Consider the following 26281-nt stretch of genomic DNA (forward strand, 5'->3'; position numbering starts at 1 on the left):
ATTGCGCTCGAGAGCCTTCTAATTGAAAAGCTTTCACAGATTAAACTATTTTTTAAACTCCAATCCTTCTTCCTCTAACGAAGCTCTCAGCAACGGTATAGAAGCAGGTCCTATTCCATGGAGTTTTAGAATCTCTTTCTCCGTGTACTTGGACAGTTCTTGCAAAGTTTCAATCCCTTCATGAATTAAGGCATTTCTTGCAGGAGAGCTGAGCTTCGAAAGAAATCCGCTCTGTGGTTTATTCTCTTTATCGCAAATCGGACAGCTCCTACAATCACTACTTTTATAAAATTCATGACCTTTTTCGCATACTCTAAGGTTTTTATTTGTGGCCATAATAATACCTCCCTATCCATTTCCTTATTTCAACATGATAAGGCTATTATCCTTGTTAAATTAAAAATAGCATACCAATCAAGAATCAGATCGGTATGCTATCTGTGTTAAATATTATTCGTAAGTAATCTTGTTCACTGTATCCGCATCAAGGCGCTTGATAACTTCTACGATTAATTTTACGGCATTCTCATAGTCATCACGATGTAACATCGCTGCGTGAGAATGGATGTATCTTGTTGCAACCGAAATTGCTAAAGAAGGGACACCTTCATGTGATAAGTGAATAGATCCTGCATCCGTTCCGCCACCAGCGACAAGGTCAAACTGATATGGAATATCTAATTCATCAGCTATTCCTGTGACGAAATCACGAAGGCCTTTATGAGAAACCATTGAAGCATCATATAAAAGAATTTGAGGACCTTTCCCCATTTTACTCATTGCTTCTTTCTCCGTAATTCCAGGAGTATCTCCAGCAATCCCTACATCTACTGCAAATCCAATATCAGGGTTGATCGTATAAGTTGACGTTTTCGCTCCTCTTAAGCCAACCTCTTCTTGAACGTTCCCAACTCCATAGACGACGTTATCGTGGTTTTCCCCTTTAAGTTGCTTCAGAACATCGATAGCAATCGCACAACCGATGCGGTTATCCCACGCTTTTGCGAGAAGCATCTTTTCATTATTCATGACCGTAAATTCGAAATATGGTACAACCATATCCCCTGGCTTAACGCCCCATTCTTGTGCCTCTTCACGACTTGACGCCCCAATATCAATAAACATATCCTTAATCTCAACCGGCTTTTTGCGTGCTTCTGGAGATAAAATATGCGGCGGCTTTGAACCGATAACCCCTGTCACATCCCCTTTGCTTGTCACAATTGTTACACGTTGTGCAAGCATGACTTGGGACCACCAGCCACCAACTGTTTGAAAACGTAGAAATCCTTTTTCATCGATTTGTGTGATCATAAAGCCAACTTCATCTAAATGGCCAGCAACGACAATCTTTGGTCCGCCTTCTTTACCAACTTTTTTAGCAATCAGGCTCCCTAATCCATCTGTTGTGACTTCATCGGAAAATGGTTCAATATACTTTTTCATTACTTCACGCGGTTCTCTCTCATTACCAGGGATCCCTTTTGCATCCGTTAATTCTTTAAGCATTGATAAGGTTTCATCTAATTTAGTCATTATTTCGACTCCCTTAATATGTATAATATGGCTTCATTATAACGAAAATGATTATAAATGTACAAGTTAATATCCTTCCTGCTGCCTCTTATAATTTACTTCATTTTTGGAAATGTATGCTTCCTTTATTTCTGATTCGCTAAAGCCTAGAAGTGCCGCTAACCATAAATAATGCTCAAACATTTCTTTATAAGCCTCGAGTTTCTTAGTAGTACGAAATGTATGGACAGATTCATATACTTTTAGAAATTGCTCTGTTAAGGTTTTCCCCTCTTGCTTTTCTACAGATAATGTATCGATTCCTTCAAAGCCACATTCAATTCCTAGCGAGACGATGAAATGAATCCCATCAACAAACTCCTCTAAAATGATACTTCGTGGAGATGGTTCTTTTAAGCTCCAAAATTTGAAACATCTCGTTTCATTTGCAAGTTCGCCTAATTCTACCAACAATGCAAGTGTTTTTCGGTCAAACAAGTCCTCTTTATCCAATTGATGTTGCTGTTCGATATGCTGATCTAGCCCTTTTTGCATCTTAAAAATCTCTTTTAATTCCATTTCTTTCTCCCACCATCTTTTTTAATGATAGTTTCATGATAAAGAAAACTGGGCAAAAAAGAAATATTAGATTCAATTTTAGTAATATGTATAAAAAAATGAAACCATTTTCCGTTTCAATCGTATATAAGTCAAAATGACTGGAGGACTATACTATGTGGATGATTCGTTTCTTATTATTTGCCCTCATAATTTTTTTAATATATAGCCTGATTAAGTACCTACTAAATCCAAAACGGAAGCTAGAGCTTGCCCATGAGCAAAAACGCTTCTTCTTCCTTGATAATAAAAATAATGTTCGAAAAAACTTTCTCATTACGTATAAAGGTGTTTTATTTGAAGGCGAAAAATATTTAGGGACAACAGACAACGCCTTTGAAGTCGTGAACGTATTTATTTGGCCACATCGTGTTGCTTCATTAAATGGTCTTGTACGAGAGGACTTCGAATTTATCGAGAAAAAAGTTCAAGAAAGTTACCCGAATGCAAGCATTGACTGGAAAAGTCCCATTCATGAATTTATGAAAAAGAGCAATGGCTCTAACACTCCATTTACTTAAAAAGTAACAAAAGGGCTCTCTACATGAGGGCCCTTTTTGATTGTATTCTAATTTAGCTCTTCAAGCAGTCGCTTTAAAAAAATCACGCCATTTAATCACCGTCATTTTTTCCCTAAGAATATAGACAAGGATGGAAAGTGAAAATAAGATAACCAGGATCATTGTCGGTGTAAAGCGACTAATAAACTCACCAAAGACTGTGTAGAAGAATGCGAGAGGAAGGTTAGTCAAGAAGGAGGCCTTCATATAATCCTTAAAGCTTCGATACCGTTCTAATAGACAAAAGCTTAGGAGATGATAATGAATAAAAGGAATTAACCGCAAAATTGCTACTTGGCCAGTCGTTAAATTGCGATATTCACCAAACCATTTTTTCTTAATGCCACTTAATTTTTCATGGGTTTTCGGCATTCGCTGAATCAGTACATAAAAGAGGAAACTGCTTAATAACAAACCGATACATGAGTAAAAGGTACCAGCAACAGTCCCGAAGAGCACTCCTCCAGCGATACATATCACCGCAACTGGAATAAATAAAAACTGTCTTAGAAAATGAAATAGGATGAATGCAATCGGCGCTAAAAATCCACTTGTTTGCGCAATAACCAAGAGCATCGCTACTTGTTCTTCCATGCTACCACCTTCTTTAATTGTGTCATTCCCAGATGTGAGGGTGTCAATATTGTCTAAATCGATGCGTTACTAAAGCTTATCGATGAATCCACCCTTTTATGACAAAAACCTTGAAGACGTATTTAATCTAGAAGAAAATATCCAATCGCTCCTATTTGCAGTATGGCAAGGGCAGGAAATCCCCATTTAAAAGCAAGATGCTTCGTTTTATGTCGAAACCAATTCATTCCAATCGTCATACCCATTGCTCCGCCCACTATTGCAACGGTCCATAACGTTTTTTCACTAATGCGATATTGATTTTTTCTTGCTTTATTTTTGTCACTATACATTAGGTAAAGTCCAATGATATTGACTACAAATATGTAAATAAATGATTCAACCATTTCTTTTTCATTCCTCTCCTTTATGCATAAAAGCCATTCTCTAAACGGAAGAGAATGGCTTTGTTGAAATAAGCTTGAATCAGCGAAAAGCCGATCTTCACTTATCAAATTATTTGTTTAGGTTTTGCTTAGCAACAGATGCTAATTCAGCAAATGCTTTTTCATCTGCAATAGCTAAGTCAGCAAGCATTTTACGGTTTACTTCGATACCAGCTTGCTTTAAACCGAACATTAAACGGCTGTATGAAAGACCGTTCATGCGAGCAGCTGCGTTAATACGAGTAATCCAAAGCTTACGGAAGTCGCGCTTTTTCTGGCGACGGTCACGATAAGCATACATTAATGATTTCATTACCTGTTGGTTAGCAACTTTATATAATGTATGTTTTGAACCGAAATAACCTTTAGCTAATTTTAAAACCTTTTTACGACGTTTGCGAGTAACTGTACCGCCTTTTACACGTGGCATTCTATTTCCCTCCTATGTTTCGAAAATATTACTTAAGATTTACTAATAAGTTACGGATACGCTTGAAATCTCCAGAAGAAACAAGTGCTCCTTTACGTAGTTTACGCTTTTGTTTTTGAGATTTGTTAGCAAACATATGGCTTCTGTAAGCATGAGAACGCTTCAGTTTACCAGATCCTGTTCTCTTGAAACGCTTTGCAGCGCCGCGGTGAGTTTTCATTTTTGGCATTTGGAATTTCCTCCTTATTACTTTTCGTTTTTAGGGGCAAGCATCATGAACATGCTTCTTCCGTCCATCTTAGGATGGGATTCAACTGTAGCAACTTCCTTACAGCTTTCAGCAAAACGGACTAAAACACGTTGACCAATTTCTTTATGAGTAATGGCACGGCCTTTAAATCGAATCGATGCTTTTACCTTATCGCCTTTTTCTAAAAATTTAATGGCATTTCGTAGCTTTGTATTAAAGTCGTGCTCATCAATAGTTGGACTTAGACGAACTTCTTTAATATTGATAATCTTTTGATTCTTACGTGCTTCTTTTTCTTTCTTCTGTTGTTCGAACTTAAACTTACCATAGTCCATAATACGAGCTACCGGTGGTTTAGCATTCGGTGCAACAAGAACAACATCCAGATTCACACGTGATGCAATTTCAAGTGCTTCGATCTTCGATTTGATTCCAAGCTGCTCGCCATTTTGATCAATAAGACGAACTTCTCTGGCACGAATACCTTCATTCAATAACATGTCTTTGCTAATAGTTAGACACCTCCAAGAATTTTTACGAACACAACGTTTGGGTCAAGAATTTTTCCAACATAAACGTTCAATAATGGCTACTAAAAAGTTGAATCGCAGTGTTTACCTTATTGTTCGCAAATAAAAAAGTGTGGATGAATAATACACCCACACTTTACGAAAACAAACGTAAACAAATAATTATGTTCGTAAAACCTGCCAACTGCGCTTTTGCGTCAATCAGGTGAGAAGCGGGTGCTTCTTCTTCCCTAAACTCGTATTCAGTTACCTAACTATTTTACAATAAACGTTGCTACCTGTCAACGTGACACGAAATGTTTCAAGCAACTGTCTAAATTACAATGATAAAAGTTATCTTATCAAAACTTTTACAGCTTGGCAATAACTTTTTCAAAAATATACATAGGATTCGTTTGTTATATTTTTACAAACGATTTAAACTCGCGCAACCTCTTTGTTTAAAGCAGCTAGGAAATCGCTAAATGGAACGGTTTCAGATTTTTGCTCACCATATTTACGAACATTCACTGCCTTTTCCGCCATTTCATTATCTCCTACTACGAGCATATATGGAATCTTTTGCATTTGTGCTTCTCGAATCTTATACCCCATTTTCTCATTGCGATCATCAAGTTCAACACGGAATCCTTCTGCTTTCAGTTGCTCCAGAACCTCACGAGCATAATCGTAATGAACATCCGCTGATACCGGAATCACTTGAACCTGCACAGGAGCTAACCAAGTTGGGAATGCACCTTTATATTCTTCAATTAAGAAGGCGACAAAACGTTCCATTGTCGATACAACTCCACGGTGGATAACGACGGGACGGTGTTGCTTTCCATCTTCCCCAACATATGTTAAGTCAAACCGCTCTGGCAATAAAAAGTCCAATTGGACAGTCGAAAGCGTTTCGTCTTTTCCAAGAGCTGTCTTCACTTGAACATCAAGCTTCGGACCGTAAAATGCCGCTTCCCCTTCAGCTTCAAAATAATCTAAGCCTAAATCATCCATCGCTTCTTTTAGCATCGATTGCGCTTTTTCCCACATTTCATCATCGTCAAAATATTTCTCAGTATCTGCTGGGTCACGGTAAGATAAGCGGAATGTATAGTCATTAATATCAAAATCTTTATATACTTCTAAAATAAGATTGACGACACGTTTAAATTCATCCTTAATTTGATCAGGACGAACAAACACATGGGCATCATTTAACGTCATGCCTCGAACACGCTGTAATCCAGATAATGCTCCAGACATTTCATAGCGGTGCATCGTACCAAGCTCAGCAATCCGGATTGGGAGCTCACGGTAGCTATGGATTCCTTGTTTATAAACCATCATATGATGTGGACAGTTCATCGGACGTAGAACGAGTTGCTCATTATCCATCTCCATTGGTGGGAACATATCTTCTTGATAGTGCGCCCAGTGACCTGAAGTTTTATAAAGCTCAACACTTCCCATAATCGGTGTGTACACATGGTCATAGCCTAAACGTACTTCTTTATCGACGATATAGCGTTCAATCGTACGGCGAATTGTTGCACCTTTTGGAAGCCAAAGTGGTAAACCTTGCCCGACTAATTGAGAGCTTGTAAATAAGTTAAGCTCTTTCCCAATTTTACGGTGATCACGTTCTTTTGCTTCTTCAAGCAAACGTAAATGCTCGTCCAAATCTTCTTTTTTGAAGAAGGCAGTCCCATAAATTCTTTGGAGCATTTTATTTTTGCTATCTCCACGCCAGTAAGCACCTGCAATGCTTAATAGTTTAAACTCCTTGATTTTACCTGTAGAAGGAACATGGACACCCCGACAAAGGTCAAAGAAATCCCCTTGTTCATAGATCGTTACCTTCTCATCAGCTGGGATGGCATCAATTAATTCTAATTTATACTCATCACCAATTTCCTTATAGAGCTCAATCGCCTCATCTCGGCTAACTTCCTTACGAACCACCTCGATATTTTCATTGATGATTTTTTTCATCTCTTTTTCAATAATAGGGAGATCTTCCGGTGTAATCGATTGATCTAAATCAATGTCATAGTAGAAGCCCCCTTCAATAACAGGACCGACGCCAAGCTTCACATCTTTATACAAACGCTTGATTGCTTGCGCCATTAAATGGGCCGTACTGTGGCGTAACACCTCTAGTGCTTCATCACTTCCAACAGTGACAATTTCAATCGCACCATCCTCTTCGATTGGACGACGAAGATCGTACATTTCTCCATTCAACTTACCCGCAAGCGACTTCTTTTTTAGCCCAGGGCTAATCGAAGCAGCAACCTCTTCTGTCGTTACCCCGAATGGAAACTCCTTAACAGCACCATCCGGAAACGATAATTTAATTCCTTCTGCCATGTCTTTTTCCTCCTTTAGTAAAGGCTCTTTTCGCTTTCCATCATTCTCTTTTAGTAATGATCAGTTGGTTAGGTTCCTCATTTCATAAAAAACAACAAAGCGGATGCGAAAAGTGCCGCGCAATATGAATATGTACCTCCGTACCCACATATAAAGGGTAAATGTCGGTTTTGGACATTTACAGATAAACTTCTCTGCATGTGGATCTTTAGAACATAAAAAAACCCGTCCCTATAGAAAGGGACGAGTTATCGTAAATAACACGTGGTTCCACCCTAATTCTCATTTTTTCAAAGACAACGAAAAAATGACTTTAGTGACAACATAACGGGTTTGACCGTCAACCAATACTAATAGCTTCACTATGTTCCTGGTTGAAGTTTAGAGGTGGTAAGCATTCGATTCGTATTAGGAAGATTCCAGCCAAGTCTTCCCTCTCTATCAATCGGTTAAAGAACACTCATATCCTCATCAGAACTTTTACTATATCCTTATATGTAGGTAATTATAGTAGTTTAAAATCGGAAAATCAAGTTCTTATCCGTTTTTTTTATGTTGATGAAAATCATCTTTAGACCTTAGCCGAACCCGCTCTTCAAAAATATTTTGGATCGTGCGAACGAGTGGTTCCTCGACATCATCTACATACAAATAGATCGCAGAAGGCGTGATAGAAAGGAGTGGGGCAATCGTAACCGAATCAATATAAACAGGGTGATTGGAAAGCAATTTTCGATCGATCATCCGTACCAGTTCCGCTCTTCTGATTTCGGAAAAATGTTCATCGAAGAACGTCACCCCATCTTCAAATAAAAGATGTAATTGATTAAACTTTGGCGTTCTATCTGTTAAAAATTGACGTAATGTTTGGATAAACATTTGATATTCTTGCTCCATTTTGTATTCATCAATCGAGATTTCCACATACTTTTCTAATTGCTCCATATATGATCGCATGCGAAAACGGACAAAAGAATCAAATGAAAAGGAGTGCTGCTCATCAAAAATTTGCGAAACAGCCTTTTCCATTTGCTGATTCATATTTGAATCATGAATCAAAGCCTCAAGATCTTCACGCTCCCCTTCAATAATGGAATGAATGATCTCTAAAATTTGCTGAATCTCATCCTCATCTTCGTAAAAATATTTTTCTTTAAGGATCATTTTAAACCAATCATGAAGCTTAATTTTGATAATAAATTGTAGGAATGCTGCCTTACTTGCTTCTACTAATTCCAATATGTCTCGATCTATTTTCACCTTCGCTTTATGGTCATCTTCATTTAGAAGCGTTATTTTTTCATTTAACGATTTAGTTTGTACTTGATGCTGTATGTATTTGTGAAACTGGCTAGCATCCTCTTTATTCTGAAACGTAATTTCCGCCAACCAAATCCCCCCTTTAACGATCTCCTCTTGGGCTAATCCAGCATCGGACTAGTCCAAATCTCTGTAATCATATATATGGGGATTCTCACAAAAATAGAAGTGTTCCATCTAATTCTCTTATTACGAAAAAGAAGCTGTTTGCGAAAGTCTTTTTGTCATCGACTTTCGCATCAGCTTCTCTAACACATTCTTATCTTCTTCGATTAGGTCCATCCACTAAAACAGGGTCAGTTAAAAAGCGAATTCTCTCTAATATGCGACGAGCTTTCATTTTCTCTTCCTCACCTCGTTGGCTGTAAGTGAGGTGATGCTCAAGTCCATCATAATCAAAGTTTGTACTAAAAAAGGTCGGCAAATATTCTTGCATTCTAAATTGCAGAATAGGTCCTAACACTTCATCACGAGTCCAGCTTGACATCGTTTCCGCTCCAATATCATCAATCATTAAAACTGGCTGCTTTTTGATCGTTTCAATCTTTTCGTTCAAGGTCGAATCACCAATCGAATTTTTCAGTTCTCTTAGTAGCTCTGGAAAATACACGATCATCGATGGTACATTTTCTCTTGCTAATTCATTGGCAATCGCTCCAAGTAGAAAGGATTTTCCTACGCCGAACTTTCCATAAAAATAGAGTCCCTTTGGCTTTTCATCTGAATTGTAATTCTTCACAAATTGAATCGCTTTCCTTATCGCCTCATTTCTCCCTGAATCATCATCATATAAATCAGAGAATGAAGCTTGGTAAACATCCTTGGGCACATACATACTTTGAATTAATTTTTCACTTTTCTTCTTTTCATCATCCATAATCTTTAATTGGCATCGTTCATAAAAAATATCGATTGTCCCTCTTCCAATTGCGAGCTGAGGATGGTAGCCTTTCATCAAATTATTACACTCTTTAAGGCTCTGACACTCCGCACAATTCTTGCTTTGATTGGCGTAATCAAAAAGAGTCATTAGGCTTTTTTCAATCATATCTTCGGAGATTTCATCCTCATGTTTTATGATAAAAGCACGAACTGATGGATCTTGTAAAACTTCCAGCTTCATTTTTTTGTATCGAGATTGAAAATCGGAATTATTCCCTAACTTTTTCAAAGTATCATTAACTCTTTCCATAGACGTCACCCCCTGTTTCTAAATTCTCTAAGCAATTCTTCTATTTCTCGTTTCTCATCATCATTCGTTTGATTCACATGCGCTGGCTTAACAGCCTCGTCTTTTTCATCAAACCAATCAGGAATCGCCTCCGTACGAATTGGTTTCTTACGAGCAGTTGAGTTTGTGTTCTTATTATCCGCCCAATCCAAATACTGACGATGCTCTTTAATGGCTAGATCCATTGCTTCTTTAACAGTCGTTATTTTTTTCCGAGCCCAGTGGGAAGCTATTTTATCGACATAGCCCTTTGTCAGCTTCATATCCGTTTTCAATAAAACATATTGAATCAGTACATTGACAACTCCAGGTAATAACTTTTGTTTAAACATGACATCTTCAATAATCTTTAAATCTGCTTTAGACGGTACTGTTCCCCCTGATATGTCAATTAAGAGCTGTTTTGGAGACGTTGTATCTAAGTAATGAATGAGCTTGTCTTCTTTCGTCTGCGGCTTTACTACATCTGATTGTTTTAAAGTTGGTTGGATTTTCTCTACCAGTAACGGGAGCTTGTCCTGATGCTCAAGCTGATACCAATCCCTTGCTGCTTTGCGAAGCTCTTCAATATTTACTTTCCCTTCCAGATCATCCATTGCTGATATGACTAGGTTTTTCATTTGCAGAGAATCGATACCATAAAGATACGATAGATTACTGATTGCATCTTTCACCTTTATTGTCAGCGCCTTTTTCGGAACAAGCGATTCTGATAATCCTGCCTCTAATAGGTCAAAATCAAAGTCTGGATGCCCATCAATTTGGATTCCATTTTGGACCGTTCTTCCTATGTACGTATGGTCTCTCTCCTGATCATAAACCTCATCGTTCCTTTGAAAATTCTCCGGTATCGCTGAATCATAGACATCCTGAAACGCCCTCGTTACATCATCATAGCCTTCAGTTGCAGCAGGAAGCGCTTTATCAGAGAAGAATTTCTTTAACTTTGCAAACTGAGTTTTTCCCACTTTTTGATATAAATAAATGTTTAGCATTCCATCTAAAAAGAATTGTTCTGGTGGCAATGGTGGTTGAAGCTCATAAATAAATGAACGAGAGCCTTCATTCGTTTGTACATAGGTTTTTAGTAAGCCAATCCCTTCAAGTTTTAATCGAGCTTCATAAATTGACTTTAAATGAAGATCCATAAAACTCATGAGACTATGGTGGGAATTGCTTTGAGACCATAATCGATTTTCTTCCACCTCAGCCCATAACGTCATATATAAACTCATGGAAATCGGACCAATTAAAGGTTGATACAACAACGTAATGATCTTTCGGTCATATTCGTGAAGTATTCCATTACTGGCCACTGTATATCGATCAATTGGCAACATTTCTTTCCAATGCTGGGCCATATGTGTTTCCAACCTTTCTTTTAAAGCTAATAAGAAAAAAAGCCAAAGGTATTCTTTAGCCTAAAAAATATGTTCATTCTTAAATGCCAGTAAGCATGTCGCACCACTCACCTGACATTTATTGTTCTTTTTTTATAAGTTCCTTTAATTCATCAATAAATACGTTGATATCCTTAAATTGACGATACACAGAAGCAAAACGGACGTAAGCAACATCATCAATCTTTGCCAGGCGCTCCATCACCATTTCTCCGATGACCTCACTATCAATTTCAGATACCCCTTGACTGCGAAGTTCTTTTTCTACCTCAGCAGTTATATTCTCTAATTTCTGTAAGGCAACAGGGCGTTTCTCACAAGCTTTTATTAAACCACGAAGGATTTTATCCCGACTAAATTCTTCTCGAGTACCTTCCTTTTTTACGACGATTAAAGGAATCTCTTCAACCTTCTCAAAGGTCGTAAAACGAGAAGCACAACGTTCACACTCTCTTCTACGGCGAATAGAGCGTCCTTCATCAACGGGACGGGAATCAAGGACTCGCGTATTACTATTTTGGCAGGAAGGGCATTTCATACAACCATCAGCTCCGAATTCTGAAATTCTTTATAAATAGCTCTTTTCACATACATTTTTGCTTCTTTAAAGCAACAGTTGGTTATCTATCGAATACAGTGAAAAGCGCATGCATATTTTATCCGTGCAATTATTCTTCGTATGGAATAAGAGTGGTTGGCACTAATACACCTGCAAAATCATCATCCGTACGAAAACAATCTTATAAATATATCTTATTAAAAAGGAGAAAGTAGTACAAGTAATAGTAGGATGAAATTAAAAAAAGAGGTGTTATCATACACCTCCCCTGAGCTCATTGGTTTCGTTTTCTTGAATACCTGCTTAGATTAATTATCTAATTATCGTAAGGTTACAGATTGATTTTTTGCTTAACTTGAACAGGACCCATTCCTCGTGGTAGTTCAATATTTTCACGAGTTTGGGCTCCTAATGCCTCTGCAATATAATTAGCAGCAATATTAGGATCCATTTCACCACATGTATACACGTCAATACTTGCATATCCATGTTCTGGAAAGCTGTGAATCGTTAAATGGGACTCAGAAATAATCACAACTCCGCTAACACCTTGTGGGGCGAATTTATGAAAGGCAACCTCACGAATCTCAGCACCCGACTTTAATGCAGCATCCGCAAAAATCCGTTCAATTTGTTCAAGATCATTTAGCTTTTCAAAATCGCAACCCCATAACTCCGAAATGACATGGCGACCCATTGTTTCCATATTCAATTTCCCCCTTTTTGCTTTATACGAAAACAACATGAATTTTTCTAGTGGACGATCACTACCACGGGGGAAAGTTAGTCCAGAGAGGTCCTAACCCTTTAAGTAGTCACCAAATCCTTCATTCATGAAGTTCACGTGCATTAGTATACTTTGTTTATATTTCTTTTGCAATATATAGGGGGAAATTTGTTCGTTTTAAAAATAAAAAAGCCCGCTCAGGCATAAGGAGGGGCTTAGTGTTCAATCTATTAACTTACTTTCACTTTAGATGTTTGAAGCAAGGCATTTGCCACATGCTTTGTTAAATCAACAACACGGCACGAATAGCCCCACTCATTGTCATACCATGCTAATACTTTTACTTTATTAGCACCCATCACCATCGTTGATAAACCATCAATAATCGCTGAATGTTCATTTGTATTAAAGTCAACAGAGACCAATGGTTCTTCGGTGATATCAATTACTCCCTTTAAGGCTCCTTTAGAGGCAGAGACAAAGGCATCGTTTATTTCATCCACCGTAACTTCTCTTTTTAGATCGACAACAAGATCAACGAGCGAAACATTTGAAGTTGGTACCCTTAAAGCCATCCCATGAAGCTTTCCTTTTAAATTAGGAAGAACGAGAGACAATGCCTTTGCTGCTCCAGTCGAAGTTGGAATAATCGATTGGGCACAAGCTCTTGCACGTCTTAAATCTTTATGTGGGTTATCTATATTTTTTTGATCATTTGTATAGGCATGAACCGTTGTCATTAAACCATTGATGATCCCAAATTGTTCATCTAACACCTTCGCAACAGGAGCTAAACAATTGGTTGTGCATGAGGCATTTGAAATGATATCATGTTTTTCCAGATTGAGGTCGTGTTCATTCACCCCCATAACGATCGTTACGTCTTCATTTTTTCCCGGAGCAGTTAAAATGACTTTCTTTGCTCCCGCTTGCAAATGCAAGCTTGCTTGATCTCTAGAATTAAATTTCCCCGTTGCCTCAATGACTATATCAATCCCGTATTCCTTCCATGGAAGCTCAGCAGGATTTCGATTGCTTAATAGTTTCACTCTTTTTCCATTAACGACTAAGGCGTTGTCTTCTGCGATAATGTTGCCCTCGAATTTCCCGTGATTTGTGTCATACTTTATTAAATGTGCCAACGTTTCCGCCGGATAGCTTGCATTGATTGCTACAATTTCTAAACGATCTTCAAGAATGGCTTTTCTAAATACCATTCTACCAATTCTTCCAAACCCATTAATCGCAATTTTTGCCTTCATCTTTCGGCTCCTTCCGAATAAATGTTATACTTTTAAAACCTTTTATTACAATTAGTATAACACAATAAAAGGATTTTGTGATGAATTAAATGCGGAAATTATAGAAATTCGCATTAATGATCTTCAATCAATCAAAATAAGCCCTACCATTTTCCCACAAAGAGCGATCAAATGAACAAAATTTTACGCTAAATCCCTTTTAGATATTAGTCGTATAGTTAAATAGATGATGCCATTTGATAAATGATGCTTTTCAATAAAAGATAACTTTAAAAAACGACCCTTATTTATGGATCGCTTTTGCAGTGATTGTCTGTCTTCTAAAAAAAGAAGAAGATGGAATAGCACGTAGACGATGATTGTGACGTTCTCTCCTTAACAAACATTTTTAGTGGCGTAAAAAAACTGTAGGTACTCGTCGTTCTCCGAGTTTACCTACAGTTTGCAAAACGTATTTATTCGTACGAAATCCCCCACAGCTGAAGGATTTCGCTTAATTGTCTTTTCGTTTCTTCGATCGTCCCATTATTATCAATCATGGCATCACTTAATTCAATTTTATCCTTTAAAGGCATTTGCGAGTGAACTCGTGCAAGTGCTTCTTCTTCTGTAAAATGGTTTCGTGCCATAAGTCTTTTTAGTTGCGTTTGTTCATCGACGTACACCAATAACGTTTTTTCGACCATATGAGTTAACTTGCTTTCAAATAAAAGGGGGATGTCCAAAACGATTAGTTTTTCGCCATTTTTTATAGCCTGCTCGCGCTTTTCATTCATCCTTCTCCGTACATCTGGATGAACAATGCTGTTTAACTTCATTCTTTTTTCTTCATCATGAAAGACAACGTTTCCGAGCTTTGCCCGGTCAATTTCCTTATTTTCTAACAAAACCTCTTGCCCAAAATAAGTGACAATTTCATGATAAGCTGGCTCCCCTACTTCCACAGCAAAACGGGATTCTAGGTCCGCATCAATAACGGGAAATCCTTTTTCCTTCAGTAAATTGGAAACTGTACTTTTTCCACTAGCAATTCCACCGGTTAATCCTACAACTAATGCCATCACGATTCCTCACTTTAACTTCGATTGCTACTTCAATGAATTGTTACATTTTCCATATCCCAATGAAAATGAGTAAAATTCCAGGGATAAACGAAAATTTTTGCAAGACACTATTTTTCGAAAGAACAACACCGATTTTCATTCCGATTGTCACAAAGAGCGAACTCATGACTGCTACTGCAATGGCTAATGCAACTGGTGAGTACCCTAACATCGCTGCCCCAATTCCAGCTCCAAAGGCATCAAGAGATAACGCAAAGCCTAGCATGAATGCCTCAATTCCCGTAATCGTTCCTGATTTATCGAAATCAGCTGACATCGGCTTCTTTAAAATATTAATGACAATCCCGAGTGATTTAATTTCAAAATTAACAATCATTTTTTCATGGGGGAGCGCTTCTTTCGATTTTTCCGAGCGAAAAAATTGATACAAGATCCATCCACCTAATAATACAAGTACGATTCCCCCGATTTTCTCTGCCATATCAGGAGAAAGAAAGGCTTCAACCATTTTTCCAACAGCCATCGCTCCGACTAAAGTGATCGCTGAACAACAGGCAATAATGATAATCGATTTAAAAGGGATTCGCATTTTTCGAAGCCCATAAGTAAATCCAACACTAAAGCTATCTAAGCTTACCGCAAATGCAAGTAGAATAAGTGAAAATGTAAACACTGGTATTAGCTCCTTCCCATCAAAAAGCTAAGATAGTATATGGAAGGAGCCATTCCAATGTTAATATTTAGATTTAATGAATGTCGAAAAAGGAGCTTGTTCAGCCAAAAATGTTCAGTCTTTACTGTCGATTATTTTTTTATCTTACTTGCCTTTTTTGATTTTTGACACTTTGGACAAAAGACCGTACCTCTGCCACCAACTACGATTCTTTCAAGTTCAGACGAACAAACCTTACATTCCTCACCTTTTCGTCCGTACACATATAATTCCAATTGGAACATTCCAATTTCTCCCTGCGTATTCACATAGGAGCGAACGGTGCTTCCCCCTTTTTCAACTGCTTCCTCTAATGTTTTCACAATTTCAGCATGTAATGTAACAAGCTCTTTTTGCGATAAGGAATTTGCTGCCCTTTCAGGATGAATACCTGCTTTAAATAAAGATTCATCTACATATATATTCCCTAGACCAACAACAAGCTTTTGATCTAATAAAACCGTTTTTATACTGCGATTCGTTTTGGCGAGCATTTCTTTCATCCGCTTAACCGTAAATTCTTCAGAGAAAGGCTCAGGCCCTAGCTGAGATAGTGGCAGTGCATTAAGTTCTTCCCCTTTTTTAAAGAGATGCATCGTTCCAAATTTACGAACATCTCGGTACCGCAATTGCGTTCCATCGGTGAAATAAAAAATGACATGGGTATGTTTATCAGGTTGCTCATCTGGAGCAAACAGTCCGTATCTTCCTTCCATCCGCAAATGGGACACAAGAGCAAAGTCAGTTGTATAAATGAGTAAGAATTTCCCTCTTCGGCCAATATGATCAATCACCTGTCCGACTAGAGCATCCTTGAACTGCTCTACTTCTTCTGGTTGTTTAATGATTTTCGGCCAAGTAACCGAAACTCGTTCAATTTCCTTTCCTTTAACGAGCTGTTCAAGTGTTCTTCGTACCGTTTCAACCTCTGGTAATTCAGGCATGTTTCTCCCACCTCGTATCGTTATTTTGCATCGAACCAAGTAGGTCCATAGGAGAAATCGACCTTAAGTGGCACTTTTAGTTCAACTGCATGCTCCATTACATCTGGAACAATTTCTTTTAATCGTTCAATTTCATCCTTCGGTGCTTCAAAAATCAATTCATCATGAACTTGGAGCAATAATCTCGTTTTTAGTTCTTCCTTTTCTAATCGTGCAGCCATATCGATCATCGCCTTTTTAATAATATCTGCAGCGCTTCCTTGAATCGGTGTATTCATTGCCGTTCTTTCAGCAAAGCTACGAATATTAAAATTTCGGCTTGTAATCTCAGGTAAGTACCTTCTCCGTTGTAGAAGAGTCGAGACAAATCCTTTTTGTTTCGCATCTTGGACAATTTCTTCCATGTAGTTTTGGACACCTGGATAGCTTTTTAAATACTTCTCAATAAATGTTCCCGCTTCTTTTCTCGTAATATTTAGGCTTTGGGAAAGACCATAGTCACTAATCCCATACACAATCCCAAAGTTAACAGCCTTGGCATGACGACGCATATTGGAAGTGACCTCATCTTGAGCAACGTGGAATACTTCCATCGCCGTTTTCGTATGAATATCAAGTCCTTCTCTAAAGGCTTCTATTAATTTTTCATCTTCAGCAATATGGGCTAATACACGTAACTCAATTTGCGAATAGTCTGCGGCAAAAATCACCCAATCTTTTTCAGAAGGGATAAAGGCTTGTCTTATTTTTCTCCCTTCTTCTAACCGAATAGGGATATTTTGCAAATTTGGATCGGTCGAGCTTAATCTTCCAGTCTGTGTAAGTGCCTGGTTATAACGAGTATGAACCTTATCATTTTCAGGGTTGACGACTTTCAGTAATCCTTCAATATATGTTGACTGGAGCTTACCTAATTGTCGATAATGGAGGATTTCTCTGATGATCGCATGCTCTTCCTCGAGTTTCTCTAATACATCAGCGGAAGTTGAATAACCTGTCTTTGTTTTCTTGATCGCAGGTAACTGTAATTTTTCAAAGAGGATAATCCCAAGCTGTTTTGGTGAGTTAATGTTAAACGCCTCTCCAGCCAGTTCAAATATCCGTCTCTCGATTTGCACTAATTGCTCATTGATATCCTGTCCCATCTTACGTAGACGTTCTAAATCAATCTTAATCCCAGTCGATTCCATGTCCGCTAATATAAGGGATAAAGGCATTTCCAGTTCAAAAAAGAGGTCAGATTGCTCGTTTTCTTCCAATTTTTCTTCCAAAACAGGCTTTAAGTCATATAACACAATGGCCTTTCTCACCAAATGCTCTGCTAATTGATTTTCTTCAGGGACACTTCTCTTTGCCCCTTTCCCGTAAAAAGCGTCATTTGATTCGACGTTTCCATGACCATATGTATCAGCAATTGAAGCTATATCATCAATTGTTTCAGACGGATTTAATAAATAGGAGGCAATTAATAAATCAAATTCAATTCCTTTTAAATGAAGATCATGATGTCTTAAAGATACTTCAGAACGCTTTGCATCATAGACCCACTTCTTTTTCGTTTCGTCCTCTGCCCATTTTTTAAAGTCATCCGATTTTAAAGCTAGCTCAGTTGAGATGAAGTAACTTCCTTGCTTATTTACAACAGCAAAGCCGATAATTGGTGCGTAATGATAATTGTCCTCTAATATCTCCACATATAAGGCTGATTCATCCATAAATAGCGCATCGGATACTTCTTGCACGATTTCAAACTCGATATCCTCTAAAGGTTTGGTCTCTTCCACCACATCAAGTTTTTCTAAAAGAGAATTAAATCCTAATTCTTTAAAAAGTTTCACGACATTTTCTGGTTCATAAGATTCATATTCAATTTCACCTAATTCTACCTTAACAGGTGCATCACGAATGATCGTTGCTAGGTCCTTGCTCATTCGTGCTTGATCTTGAAATTCTTCAATCTTTTCCTTTAGCTTTTTCCCATTGACCTGATCGATTGAATTTAACAGATTATCAACCGTCTGAAATTCTTTTAGAAGTTTAATAGCGGTCTTCTCTCCAACTCCAGGAATACCTGGGATATTATCTGAGTTATCGCCCATTAATCCCTTCATTTCAATAATTTGCTCCGGTGTTAAGCCATACTTTTCCTTTATATGATCAGGGGTGTATTCTTCAATATCAGTTATTCCTTTGCGCGTAATCGCAACGGTCGTTTTGTCAGAGCTCAATTGAGTTAAGTCTTTATCTCCAGAAATGACCTTCACTTCGAAACCATCTTGTTCTGCCTTCAACGATAAGGTACCGATAATATCGTCTGCTTCAAAATTCTCTAACTCATAACGAGGAATTCGGTAAGCATCTAATAGCTCACGAATATATGGAAACTGCTCCGATAATTCTGGTGGTGTTTTTTGTCTTCCACCTTTATATTCGCTAAATGTTTTATGTCTGAACGTTGTTTTGCCCGCATCAAAAACCACCATAATATGGGTTGGTTTTTCTTCTTCAAGTATTTTCATGAGCATCATTGTAAAACCATAAACAGCGTTTGTATGTATTCCCTTCTCATTGTTTAATAAGGGCAAAGCAAAAAATGCTCGATAAGCAATACTATTTCCATCAATTAACACTAACTTTTTCGACATTTATTCCACACCTTCCACAAAAAAACCGTTATTTTCCTCCTTATATTCTATCATGAGAATATATAGAAGGAAAAATAACGGCTTTTTAATTAAGGCTTATTTCATAAACTTTGTTGCTATCGAAACTGAATGATATCGATTATCTAAAAATCAGGGTCATTTTCTATAATCATTTGAATATGAAAAACCAATTTTATTCAGTATATCCCATTAAAAGTCGTGCATATGGTGAATCTGATGGCAGCACAATGACCGTTTGATCATTAATCGTTTTCTTATAGGATTCGAGCGTTCTAAATAAAGAGTAGAATTCTGGGTCCTTTGAAAAAGCTTCGTTATAGATTCTCGCTGCTTCTGCTTCCCCTTCTGCTCTGATAATCTCAGCTTCTGCCTGAGCTTTGGAGAGCATTTCTCGAACCACTCTATCTGTTTCTGCTTCAATCTGGTTCTTATCTGCGTCTCCTCTAGATAAATAATCTTGTGCTGTTGAATGACGTTCAGAGATCATTCTTGTAAAAACTGATTGTTCATTTTCCACAGGTAAATCAGTTCGCTTAATCCGTACATCTGTAACGACAATTCCATAATTATCGTTGGCTAGAAGTTCATTTACTTTCTCAGTTATACGGTCATTTAAGGAACCACGTGAGGACTTTTCATCATTGATGATCTCATCGTAATCAAGTTGCCCTAATTCTGCACGAACAACAGAATAGATAAATTCTTCCATCCGTGATTCTGCACCTACAGTCGTTCTCGCATTAGAAATCATTAATTTCGGGTCTTCAATTCGCCAAACTGCGTAATTATCGATCAACATTCTCTTTTTATCTTTCGTATTAATCTCCGCTTCACTGACATCATATGTCATTTGATACTTCGGTAATGAAGTGACCGATTGGATGAAAGGAATCTTGAAAGATATTCCTGGGGAATCGTCTATTCTAACAACCTCTCCGAATTGACGGACTACTTTATATTCTCCTTCCTTTACGACAAAGACGTTTGTTAATACGACAGCAAGAATACCAATTATGATAACTGCGAAGATGCCAAGTTTAATATACGAACGGCCATTAAAACCATTCCCGCCACCACGTTCGTTCATATCAATCACATTTGGATCACTCATTATTGATTTCCACTCCCTTCTGCCGGTGCTTGTTCTTGTTCTTGTGCTTTTGGCTGATTATTCTCAAGTGGACGAATCGGGAAATACTTCATTGTATTCCCATCATCATTCATAATATAGATTTCGGTACCTGGCAGTACTTCTTCTAACGTTTCTAATACTAATCGTTGTCTTGTAATATCAGGGTTGTTTTTATATTCGTTATATAATTCGTTAAAGACTGCGACACTACCACGGGCTGCTTCTATACGAGCGGATTTTTCCCCCTGTGCCCTAGATTCGATCGCCTTCACTTCCCCTTTTGCTTCATTTTCCTTTTGATTCTTGTATTTTTCAGCTTCGTTTCGCTTCGTATTCATCGTTTCCCGGGCATCTGTCACTTGAGTAAACGCTTGACGAACTTCATCATTTGGAAGCTCTACATCCTGCAACTTGACCCCAAGAATGGAAATTCCAATATCGTATTTTGTAATTAAGGTTGAAAGCAACTCCCTTACTTCGCCTTCAATTTCCGCTTTTCCTGAAGTTAATGCATCATCGATTTCTGAACTTCCAATTATACTTCTCAACGATGCAGAAGTGGCATCCCGTAAGATTTCTCTAGGATTATCTGCATTAAACAAGTACTTACCAGGTTCTATAATTTTCCATTGCACAACTAAATCTGCAAGGACGATATTTTCATCCCCTGTTATCATTTTTGTTTCATCTGGAAACTCAACAATTTCTCCATCTTTCTCTTCGAAACCAAATTGGAGACTAAATGTTTCTTTCGAGAGCTTTTCTACACTTTGGATTGGCCAAGGCAATTTAAAATTCAACCCAGGCTCCGTAATCCCTTCTTCTACTTTTCCAAAGGTTAGAATCACGGCTTGCTCTGATTCATCTACTGTGTACCAAGTTGTAAAGGCCACTATACTTAATACAGCAATGGCAATTACAAGACCAGCAATTGTATAAATTCGTTTTAAACTAATCATAAGTTCTCCTTTCTTCAAAACAAATTTCCCTAAGCATTATTACGATTCAATGACAAAAAGGTTTCAATTCTCTGACATAATAAAATTAAAAACGGTAAAAGCCCTTAGACCTTTACCGTCAATTCGTTTTATCTTTTCTCTTTTGGAAAAGTTTTATGAAGTTCGATTGTAAATGTTGTACCTTTACCTAACTTACTTTCCACGCTAATTTTTCCTTTATGAGCTTCTACCAAATGCTTAACAATTGCAAGGCCCAACCCTGTACCGCCTGAATTTCGGCTTCTCGCTTTATCAACACGATAGAATCGTTCAAAAATTCGAGGGATTTCCTCTTGGGCGATTCCGATTCCCGTATCTGAAATGGAAACAGCGACAGAATTGAGTCCTTCCTTCATGGAAATCGTTACTCGACCACCTTGTAGACTATAAGAAATTGCGTTACTAATTAAATTGATAAATATTTGTTTTAATCGATAGTAATCGCCATCAATCGTTATTTCTTTTTCCAATGGTTCAAGAATTAATTCGATCTCTTTTTCTTCCGCTTTCTGACATAATATCGGCAGCATTTCTTCTAATAGCTGGTTCATATGAACGTCACGAATAGCCAGGGTATAGCCTTGCTGCTCGATTTTCGATAACTCAAGTAAATCGAGAATTAATGACTGCAATCGATCACTTTCCTCTAAAATAATGCGAAGAAAATGCTCTAGCGTTTCCTTGTCTTCCTTTGCACCGTCTAATAATGTTTCTGTAAATCCTTTAATGGACGTAACAGGCGTTTTCAGTTCATGCGATACATTTGCGACAAAGTCTTTTCTCACTTGCTCCAGTTTCTTAATTTCTGTAATATCATGAAAAACGAGTAAAATCCCTTTCCACTCTTCATTTGTTCCTAAGATGGGCACTCCATATACTTCAAAATAGCGTCTTTCAATCCCGATCGGCAGATGCATTTGTTTTTTTGCTTTATGCTCAGTCATAAAGATTTCTTCTATCATATCAGAAATTTCTTTATGCTCTATCACATGATAATAAAGTCTATTCAAATAATTTTGCTTTTCTACACGAAATATTTCAATAAAAGTTCGATTGATTAAATTGATGTGACCTTTACTATTGATAAGGAGAAGTCCACTACCCATATTTTCAATGAGGGCACTTAACCGGCCTTGTTGGATTTCGTTTGCCTTGACCATCCCTTGCAGATTTCTTGCTAAAATATTGATAGACGTACTTAGCATACCTGTTTCTTCAAGAGGGTCCTCATATGTACGAGCACGATAATTCCCTTTTGCCAATTCAATCGCAACCTTTGTTGCCGATTCAATGGGCTTCGTATATCTTGCAGTAATCCGTGAACCTAATATGAGGATAACGACAAGTGCTAATCCTAAACAAATAATTAAGACCCACCAAATTTGTTGATAAGCCTTTTGAATTTCTGTTAACCTTGAACTTAAAAATATATATCCTTCTTCTGAGCCATTTCTTTCAATTGAATCCCAATAATAGTGTAGATTGAAACCGCCCCCTACTTCGAGCGCTTGTACATTAGCCCTTCCATCCAGCTTTTCTTCAATAATATTTTCAACAATAGTTAAGTGCCTATTTTGATCAACTTGACTATCTAGGCTACCACTGTCATAAAGAAGCTTCCCATTTAAGTCTACTACAGAAATCCTACTGTTGAGTGTATTACTAAATGACTCCAATTCATTTTCTTTCAGCTGATGGAGTCCTCCACCTTCTTCTATAAAAGCGGCAATAAGGCTACTTTCCTTACTCAATCGTGAATCATATGTATTGATGAAATGATTTTTGAATAATTGGCCCAGCAATATCCCTAAACCAATTAATACGATAAAAATGAGGGTGATTAAACCGAAAAGGAGCCTCGTTCTATACTTTGTCATTCTCCTTTAGGCTCCTCCATCTTATAACCTAATCCACGAATCGTTTTAATAAAACTTGGTTTTTTAGAATCCTCTTCGATTTTTTCACGAAGATGACTAATATGAACATCGACAATTCTTGTATCCCCAGCAAAGTCATAATTCCACACAGCACTTAACAACTGATCCCGTGTTAATACTCGCCCTTTATGCTGGGCTAAATAAAGGAGGAGTTCAAATTCCTTTGGTGTTAATTCTAACTGCTCATCATCAAAATAGGCTTCATAATGTTCTGGGAATATTTTTAAAGATTTTACTTTTATATAATCCGTCTTCTCTTCCTCTTGTCCCTCTGCTACAGGCTGAACCTGAATTCTACGAAGAATCGCTTTGACCCTTGCCACTACCTCACGAGGGCTAAACGGCTTCGTCATATAATCGTCGGCACCCAATTCTAATCCTAAAACTTTATCAAATTCTTCGTCTTTCGCTGTTAACATCAGAATAGGAGTTGTTACCTTTTGCTGTCTAAGATGCTTACATACTTCTATCCCGTCCATTTTTGGTAGCATTAAATCAAGAATAATAAAGTCCGGCTGCTCAGAAATGGCTAAGTTTTTCCCTTCTTCACCATCCATTGCTGTAATCACTTCATAACCTGCTTGTTGTAAATTATATTGTAATAACGTAACAATCGATTGTTCATCATCAACGACAAGTATTTTTTTCACGAGTAAATCCCCCTGTCCTACAGTTGTCCATACGTCCATTATAATATAATTTTGCATTCGAGTACGAAATTTACAATTCTTTTACAAAGTGGACCAATTTCATCATAGTGTTTCTCAAGTTAAAAAACGAACGAATGTAACTCTAAACAAGATAAATATTAGAATAAGTTCAAATGATTCATGTTAGATATATTCGTTTTTTAATTTCCTTCGTACATGGTGAAAACGACTCAAGACAGTGATTTTTTGAAAAATATTTTTTTTAAAAAAAGATGCACGTTATGTGCACCTTTAAAAATTCTCTAACGCTTGCCCTTCCATTCTGGCGAGACGTTCTGGTGGAGAAACAGCTAATTGTCCTTGGATGACCAATTCTTCTTTTTCATTTGTACCTTCTACTCGAATTTGGATCGTATTCATGCTTCGATTGACATCAGTCACTTCAAATAACAGTTCAATCGTACCATAATGATAGACAGGTTTTAAAAAAGTAATTTCCTGTTTATGAACATGACTTCCTGGACCAGGTAAATATTTTGAAACGGCAGAAGTGATGATTCCTGTTAGCATAATCGTTGGTACAAGTGGTTTTTTATATGAAGTTTGCGAAGCATAATCATGCTGAATATAAAGTGGGTTCGCATCATCTGTTAACCCCAAATATAAGAGCAAATCCTTATCTTCAATTTTCTCTGTTAAAGATAATTTCTCACCAATCGTTATTTCATCGATCATTCTTCCTAATTTCCGTTTCCTTCCTAACAACAAATTCCCCACCCCTATCTATTTTGTAAACGCATACATTGTTGTTTATAAAAATAACCTCACCTAATTTTACCATAAAGAAAAGATAAAAAGAAAAGAGGCTCGGACATAACTAGCTTCAAATCATGAGAAAGGTGAATTTGAGAGTACTCAACTCAAATTCACCTTTCTCTATTTTTGTATGAACGCAAGATTTTCGATTTTCCTCGTACAAAAAATCGAGGGAAACGTAAATTAGCCTTCAAAAATCCAATCGATTTCCACTTTGTCTAAATTTCTACTACGAAGACCCTATTTTGCTCCAACCATCTCTCGCCCTTAAGCGGAATTTTTCCTGTTATCTCCTCAAAAGAGTCCCTTTTAGGGAAAATAACGGAAGATTTTCCGCTTATGGAGGGCAAAATCGTTTATTTTGGCATTTTTTGAGGGAATAGCAGGAATTTTTCCTGTTATTCCGGCTCTTTTTCATGATGCTTGCTCATTAAGCGGAATTTTTCCTGTTAATTTTTCATACCGATCCGCCAACTGTTAATATGAACAATTTGACCACAAGTCGAGGGAATTTATACATTCCAAACTAGAATCAAAAAGTCGTTATCACCGACTTTTTGACCCAGCCTCTCCCCCAGTTAAATTATGCCAAAACGGCCATTACGTTTCGAACAGATTCTGCTGACTTATCTAATGCTGCTTTTTCATCTGGCTTTAGTTCTAGCTCAATGACCTTTTCTATTCCGTTAGCTCCCAAAATAGTCGGGACACCAAGGTAAATACCATCATAACCATATTCCCCTTCTAAGTAGGCAATGGCTGGAAGGACACGACGCTGATCTTTGAGAATAGCCTCACACATTTCCACGAGTGAAGCAGCTGGAGCATAATAGGCACTTCCATTGCCTAATAAATTGACGATTTCTCCGCCACCTTTACGTGTACGCTCGACAATAGCATCTAGACGATCCTTCGGAATTAACGTTTCTAATGGAATTCCTCCAGCATAGGAATAACGAACTAGCGGAACCATGTCATCTCCATGTCCACCAAGTACAAATCCTGTAATGTCTTTAACTGATAGGTTTAATTCTTGTGAGATAAAGGTACGGAAACGAGCTGAATCAAGTACTCCTGATTGACCAATGACGCGATTTTTGGGGAAACCAGATTCTTTAAACACGGTGTATGTCATAGCATCGACTGGATTTGTTAACACAACAATAAAGGTATTAGGAGAATATTTGACAATTTCTTGGGTGACGCTTTTCATAATTTTTTGATTCGTTTGTACTAAATCATCTCTGCTCATTCCTGGCTTACGAGCAATTCCTGCAGTGATGACAACAATATCAGAGTCCTTTGTGTCTTCATAGTTTGCAGTACCCGTAATGTTTGCATCAAACCCTTGAACAGGACTAGCTTCTAGCATATCCAACGCCTTACCTTTTGTCGGATTCTCCATTTGCGGAATATCTACAAGGACTACATCTCCAAGTTCCTTTTGTGCCAATAAAAAAGCTGTAGTAGCTCCTGTAAATCCTCCACCGATAACAGATACTTTTTTACGCTTTAAAGTCATCAGTATTTCCTCCTTAAAGATTATCTCTTTTATGATGGAAAGGACTGACCCATTAGATGAGTCAGTC

General features: G+C 37.6%; 26 protein-coding genes and 2 other annotated features. Of the genes, 1 reads left to right on the plus strand and 25 read right to left on the minus strand.

Translation table 11 applies throughout. The annotated features are described in order from the left end of the window. Positions 1–45: 45 nt before the first annotated feature. From BMSHG_RS12455 to BMSHG_RS12465, 3 genes are all read right to left on the minus strand, one after another. A complete protein-coding gene (locus tag BMSHG_RS12455) occupies positions 46–336 on the minus strand; it encodes an RNA polymerase alpha subunit C-terminal domain-containing protein (RefSeq protein ID WP_019154789.1) in 291 nt (96 codons plus the stop codon). A 114-nt stretch (positions 337–450) separates the two neighbouring features. After that, complete coding sequence (locus tag BMSHG_RS12460; RefSeq protein WP_019154790.1) at positions 451–1536, minus strand: M42 family metallopeptidase; 1086 nt, start codon at positions 1534–1536, stop codon at positions 451–453. A 66-nt stretch (positions 1537–1602) separates the two neighbouring features. Then, entirely contained in the window at positions 1603–2094 is a 492-nt protein-coding gene (locus tag BMSHG_RS12465; RefSeq protein ID WP_019154791.1) for a dUTP diphosphatase, read from the minus strand. Between the two features lie 155 nt (positions 2095–2249). Here BMSHG_RS12465 and BMSHG_RS12470 point away from each other — a divergent pair, with 155 nt between their 5' ends. Continuing rightward, positions 2250–2654 carry a hypothetical protein gene (locus tag BMSHG_RS12470; RefSeq protein WP_019154792.1) on the plus strand — a complete coding sequence of 135 codons (405 nt, stop codon included), beginning with the start codon at positions 2250–2252 and terminating at the stop codon, positions 2652–2654. A gap of 60 nt (positions 2655–2714) precedes the next feature. Here BMSHG_RS12470 and BMSHG_RS12475 read toward each other — a convergent pair whose 3' ends face one another. The 22 genes from BMSHG_RS12475 to mdh all read right to left on the minus strand — a co-directional run bounded on the left by BMSHG_RS12475 (position 2715) and on the right by mdh (position 26214). Continuing rightward, positions 2715–3287, minus strand: a complete 573-nt coding sequence (locus BMSHG_RS12475) for a TVP38/TMEM64 family protein (protein ID WP_019154793.1) — start codon at positions 3285–3287, stop codon at positions 2715–2717. Positions 3288–3409: 122 nt separating this feature from the next. Further along, complete coding sequence (locus tag BMSHG_RS12480) at positions 3410–3673, minus strand: DUF1294 domain-containing protein (protein WP_019154794.1); 264 nt, start codon at positions 3671–3673, stop codon at positions 3410–3412. Positions 3674–3782: 109 nt separating this feature from the next. After that, complete coding sequence (gene rplT / locus BMSHG_RS12485) at positions 3783–4142, minus strand: 50S ribosomal protein L20 (RefSeq protein WP_019154795.1); 360 nt, start codon at positions 4140–4142, stop codon at positions 3783–3785. A 28-nt stretch (positions 4143–4170) separates the two neighbouring features. After that, a complete protein-coding gene (gene rpmI, locus BMSHG_RS12490; RefSeq protein ID WP_019154796.1) occupies positions 4171–4371 on the minus strand; it encodes a 50S ribosomal protein L35 in 201 nt (66 codons plus the stop codon). Positions 4372–4388: 17 nt separating this feature from the next. Then, the gene (gene infC / locus BMSHG_RS12495; RefSeq protein WP_019154797.1) at positions 4389–4892 is read right to left on the minus strand and encodes a translation initiation factor IF-3; all 504 of its coding nucleotides are present in this window, start codon (positions 4890–4892) and stop codon (positions 4389–4391) included. Positions 4893–5020: 128 nt separating this feature from the next. Then, positions 5021–5156: a sequence feature (ribosomal protein L20 leader region), on the minus strand. 183 nt (positions 5157–5339) lie between these two features. Next, positions 5340–7274, minus strand: coding sequence for a threonine--tRNA ligase (thrS, locus tag BMSHG_RS12500; protein WP_019154798.1), 1935 nt, complete (start codon positions 7272–7274; stop codon positions 5340–5342). A gap of 236 nt (positions 7275–7510) precedes the next feature. Continuing rightward, positions 7511–7758 (minus strand) — a binding site (T-box leader). A gap of 53 nt (positions 7759–7811) precedes the next feature. After that, a complete protein-coding gene (gene ytxC / locus BMSHG_RS12505; RefSeq protein ID WP_019154799.1) occupies positions 7812–8663 on the minus strand; it encodes a putative sporulation protein YtxC in 852 nt (283 codons plus the stop codon). A 190-nt stretch (positions 8664–8853) separates the two neighbouring features. Further along, positions 8854–9786, minus strand: a complete 933-nt coding sequence (gene dnaI / locus BMSHG_RS12510; RefSeq protein WP_019154800.1) for a primosomal protein DnaI — start codon at positions 9784–9786, stop codon at positions 8854–8856. Positions 9787–9791: 5 nt separating this feature from the next. Continuing rightward, on the minus strand, positions 9792–11186 hold the full coding sequence (locus BMSHG_RS12515) for a replication initiation and membrane attachment family protein (protein WP_019154801.1): 1395 nt from the start codon (positions 11184–11186) through the stop codon (positions 9792–9794). A gap of 118 nt (positions 11187–11304) precedes the next feature. Continuing rightward, positions 11305–11763: a transcriptional regulator NrdR gene (nrdR, locus tag BMSHG_RS12520; RefSeq protein WP_019154802.1), complete on the minus strand. Its 459-nt coding sequence runs from the start codon at positions 11761–11763 to the stop codon at positions 11305–11307. Positions 11764–12115: 352 nt separating this feature from the next. Further along, on the minus strand, positions 12116–12490 hold the full coding sequence (speD, locus tag BMSHG_RS12525) for an adenosylmethionine decarboxylase (RefSeq protein ID WP_019154803.1): 375 nt from the start codon (positions 12488–12490) through the stop codon (positions 12116–12118). 251 nt (positions 12491–12741) lie between these two features. Continuing rightward, positions 12742–13773, minus strand: a complete 1032-nt coding sequence (locus BMSHG_RS12530) for a glyceraldehyde-3-phosphate dehydrogenase (protein ID WP_019154804.1) — start codon at positions 13771–13773, stop codon at positions 12742–12744. Between the two features lie 455 nt (positions 13774–14228). Next, on the minus strand, positions 14229–14834 hold the full coding sequence (coaE, locus tag BMSHG_RS12535; RefSeq protein WP_019154805.1) for a dephospho-CoA kinase: 606 nt from the start codon (positions 14832–14834) through the stop codon (positions 14229–14231). Between the two features lie 43 nt (positions 14835–14877). Beyond that, positions 14878–15510, minus strand: a complete 633-nt coding sequence (ytaF, locus tag BMSHG_RS12540; protein ID WP_019154806.1) for a sporulation membrane protein YtaF — start codon at positions 15508–15510, stop codon at positions 14878–14880. 131 nt (positions 15511–15641) lie between these two features. Continuing rightward, the gene (gene mutM, locus BMSHG_RS12545; protein ID WP_019154807.1) at positions 15642–16493 is read right to left on the minus strand and encodes a DNA-formamidopyrimidine glycosylase; all 852 of its coding nucleotides are present in this window, start codon (positions 16491–16493) and stop codon (positions 15642–15644) included. A gap of 20 nt (positions 16494–16513) precedes the next feature. Further along, the gene (gene polA / locus BMSHG_RS12550; protein ID WP_019154808.1) at positions 16514–19138 is read right to left on the minus strand and encodes a DNA polymerase I; all 2625 of its coding nucleotides are present in this window, start codon (positions 19136–19138) and stop codon (positions 16514–16516) included. A 193-nt stretch (positions 19139–19331) separates the two neighbouring features. After that, the gene (hflC, locus tag BMSHG_RS12555; protein WP_019154809.1) at positions 19332–20270 is read right to left on the minus strand and encodes a protease modulator HflC; all 939 of its coding nucleotides are present in this window, start codon (positions 20268–20270) and stop codon (positions 19332–19334) included. Then, positions 20270–21250 (minus strand): FtsH protease activity modulator HflK, encoded by a 981-nt coding sequence (gene hflK, locus BMSHG_RS12560; RefSeq protein WP_019154810.1) that lies wholly within the window; start codon positions 21248–21250, stop codon positions 20270–20272. The genes hflC and hflK overlap by 1 nt, the downstream gene beginning before the upstream one ends. 128 nt (positions 21251–21378) lie before the next feature. After that, the gene (gene pnpS / locus BMSHG_RS12565; RefSeq protein ID WP_019154811.1) at positions 21379–23166 is read right to left on the minus strand and encodes a two-component system histidine kinase PnpS; all 1788 of its coding nucleotides are present in this window, start codon (positions 23164–23166) and stop codon (positions 21379–21381) included. Beyond that, positions 23163–23915 (minus strand): response regulator transcription factor, encoded by a 753-nt coding sequence (locus tag BMSHG_RS12570; RefSeq protein WP_051030934.1) that lies wholly within the window; start codon positions 23913–23915, stop codon positions 23163–23165. Before BMSHG_RS12570 ends, pnpS begins: the two co-directional genes overlap by 4 nt. A gap of 252 nt (positions 23916–24167) precedes the next feature. Beyond that, complete coding sequence (locus BMSHG_RS12575; RefSeq protein ID WP_019154813.1) at positions 24168–24644, minus strand: MaoC/PaaZ C-terminal domain-containing protein; 477 nt, start codon at positions 24642–24644, stop codon at positions 24168–24170. A gap of 631 nt (positions 24645–25275) precedes the next feature. Beyond that, the gene (gene mdh, locus BMSHG_RS12580) at positions 25276–26214 is read right to left on the minus strand and encodes a malate dehydrogenase (RefSeq protein WP_019154814.1); all 939 of its coding nucleotides are present in this window, start codon (positions 26212–26214) and stop codon (positions 25276–25278) included. Between the last annotated feature and the right edge of the window lie 67 nt (positions 26215–26281).

This window comes from Robertmurraya massiliosenegalensis JC6 (assembly GCF_000311725.1).
GTDB lineage: Bacteria > Bacillota > Bacilli > Bacillales > Cytobacillaceae > Robertmurraya > Robertmurraya massiliosenegalensis.